This is a genomic window from Pseudomonas sp. UBA6699, assembly GCF_002454615.1.
In the GTDB taxonomy this organism is placed as follows: Bacteria; Pseudomonadota; Gammaproteobacteria; order Pseudomonadales; family Pseudomonadaceae; genus Aquipseudomonas; species Aquipseudomonas juntendi.
This window is the reverse complement of the sequence record NZ_DKJF01000091.1, coordinates 756-3,510: the sequence shown is the minus strand read 5'-3', so window position 1 is coordinate 3,510 and position 2,755 is coordinate 756. Positions and strand designations below refer to the sequence as shown.

Below are 2,755 nucleotides of genomic sequence, written 5' to 3'. Positions count from 1 at the left end.
TTGCCGGCGATTGGGCCGCAAGGCGGCCCCCGAAATCAGCGCGGAATGACTGGCTGGCGCGGCTTCTTGCCCTTGCCGCCACCACCCTTGCCCGCTTCCTTGCGCTCCTTGGCCGCCTGCTGATTACGCGCAAACGCTTCGGCTTTGGCCTTTTCGCGCTTGTCCCACGGCTTGCTGCCATCGCTGCCACGCGGTGGCAGGCCCGTGTGCTGGGTCAGGATTTTCTGGTCCTTGCCCACTTTGTGGCTGCCCGGCGGGGTCGAGTTCTTGCGGCGCGCGCTCTGGTAGCTGTCGGTCTGCGGCTGGTGCGCCGGAATCAACTGGTGCTTGCCAGGCCCGATCAGGTCGGCGCGGCCCATGCGCTGCAGCGCTTCGCGCAGCATTGGCCAGCCTTTTGGGTCGTGGTAGCGCAAGAAGGCCTTGTGCAGACGGCGCTGCTCGTCACTCTTGACGATTTCCACACCTTCGCTCTTGTAGGTCACCTTGCGCAGCGGGTTCTTGCCCGAGTGGTACATGGCGGTGGCCGAGGCCATCGGCGACGGGTAGAACGCCTGTACCTGGTCGGCACGGAAGCCGTTGCCCTTGAGCCATAGCGCCAGGTTCATCATGTCTTCGTCGGTGGTACCCGGGTGCGCGGCAATGAAGTACGGGATCAGGTACTGCTCTTTACCCGCTTCTTTCGAGAACTTCTCGAACATGCGCTTGAAGCGGTCGTAGGTACCAATGCCGGGCTTCATCATCTTGTCCAGCGGGCCACGCTCGGTGTGCTCCGGGGCAATTTTCAGGTAGCCACCTACGTGGTGGGTGACCAGCTCCTTGACGTATTCCGGCGACTCCACGGCCAGGTCGTAGCGCAGGCCCGAGGCAATCAGGATCTTCTTCACCCCTGGCAGGGCGCGAGCCTTGCGGTACAGCTCGATCAGCGAACTGTGGTCGGTGTTGAGGTTCTCGCAGATGCCAGGGAACACGCACGAGGGCTTGCGGCAGTGCTTTTCGATATCGTGGCTCTTGCACGCGATGCGATACATGTTCGCAGTCGGGCCGCCAAGGTCGGACACCACGCCGGTGAAGCCTGGCACCTTGTCACGCATCTCTTCGATTTCGTGCAGGATCGACTCGTGCGAGCGGTTCTGGATGATGCGGCCTTCGTGCTCGGTGATCGAGCAGAGGTGCAGCCGCCGAAGCAGCCACGCATGATGTTGACCGAGAAACGGATCATTTCGTAGGCCGGGATACGCGCCTTGCCGTACGCAGGGTGCGGTACACGGGCGTAAGGCATGCCGAACACGTAGTCCATTTCCTCGGTGCTCATCGGAATGGGTGGCGGGTTGAACCACACGTCCACGTCACCGTGTTTCTGCACCAGTGCACGGGCGTTGCCCGGGTTGGTCTCCAGGTGCAGCACGCGGTTGGCGTGGGCATAGAGCACCGGGTCGTTACGCACCTTCTCGAACGATGGCAGGCGGATGACCGACTTTTCCCGCGTGACCGCCGGGCTGTCGAGAATCTGTACCACCTTGGCTTCGTTCGGGTCTTCCTGGTCGCCCTTGGCCTGCTCGATGGCACAGGCCTGGGTGTCCTGGGTGTTCACGTAGGGGTTGATGATCTTGTCGACACGGCCTGGGCGGTCGATGCGGGTCGAGTCGATTTCGTACCAGCCCTGCGGCGTGTCACGGCGCACGAAAGCGGTGCCGCGCACGTCGGTGATGCTTTCGATGCTTTCGCCACTGGACAGGCGCTGGGCCACCTCGACCACCGCCCGCTCGGCGTTGCCGAACAGCAGGATGTCGGCGCTGGCGTCGATCAGGATCGAATGGCGAACCTTGTCCTGCCAGTAGTCATAGTGGGCAATGCGACGCAACGATGCCTCGATGCCGCCGAGTACGATCGGCACATGCTTATAGGCTTCCTTGCAGCGCTGGCTGTACACCAGGCTGGCGCGGTCTGGTCGGCTACCGGCCAGGCCACCCGGGGTGTAGGCGTCGTCGGAACGGATTTTCTTGTCCGCGGTGTAGCGGTTGATCATCGAGTCCATGTTGCCGGCGGCCACGCCGAAGAACAGGTTGGGCTCGCCGAGCTTCATGAAGTCGTCTTTGGACTGCCAGTTCGGCTGGGCAATGATGCCCACGCGGAACCCCTGGGCTTCCAGTAGCCGGCCGATGATGGCCATGCCGAACGAGGGGTGATCGACGTAGGCATCCCCGGTCACGATGATGATGTCGCAGGAATCCCAGCCGAGCAGATCCATCTCCTCCCTGCTCATTGGCAGGAAAGGTGCTGGCCCGAAGCATTCGGCCCAGTACTTGGGATAGTCGTAGAGTGGTTTGGCTGCTTGCATGTCAGTGACCGGTTCTGGTGTGCAGGAAAATCGCGGGCGCGAAATATAGCACAAATTTTGACCAAATCCGACTGTCTTCGTGGGGGATTGGTGGATGGGGTGACGGTTGGCTGACTTGGGGGTTGTTTCATCCATCAACCCGATCATGGTCAATTGGCGCTCATACCCCATCAACGCCGAAGACTGGTCGCGAGCGTCCTGGCATGGGATTCCGGGCTCGATGCGGAACGACGGGTAGGTGCCATTTTCGCCTTGATAGAACGTGGTCTTGCCGACGGTGAACTGAGTGTTCATTCCCATGATAATTCTCGGCTGCCTGGACGGGCCCTTTTGCGGGCACGCCCGCTCCCACAAAGTCACCACAAACTTCGCGACTTGCACCGTACCTGTGGGAGCGGGCATGCCCGCGAAAGGGCC

General features: G+C 61.8%; 2 pseudogenes. Both read right to left on the bottom strand.

From position 1 onward, the window contains the following. Nucleotides 1–35: 35 nt before the first annotated feature. A pseudogene (locus B3361_RS17520) lies at nucleotides 36–2,338 on the bottom strand (YgiQ family radical SAM protein). A gap of 126 nt (nucleotides 2,339–2,464) precedes the next feature. Next, nucleotides 2,465–2,638 (bottom strand): annotated as a pseudogene (locus B3361_RS24140) (DUF3077 domain-containing protein); the annotation flags it as partial. Between the last annotated feature and the right edge of the window lie 117 nt (nucleotides 2,639–2,755).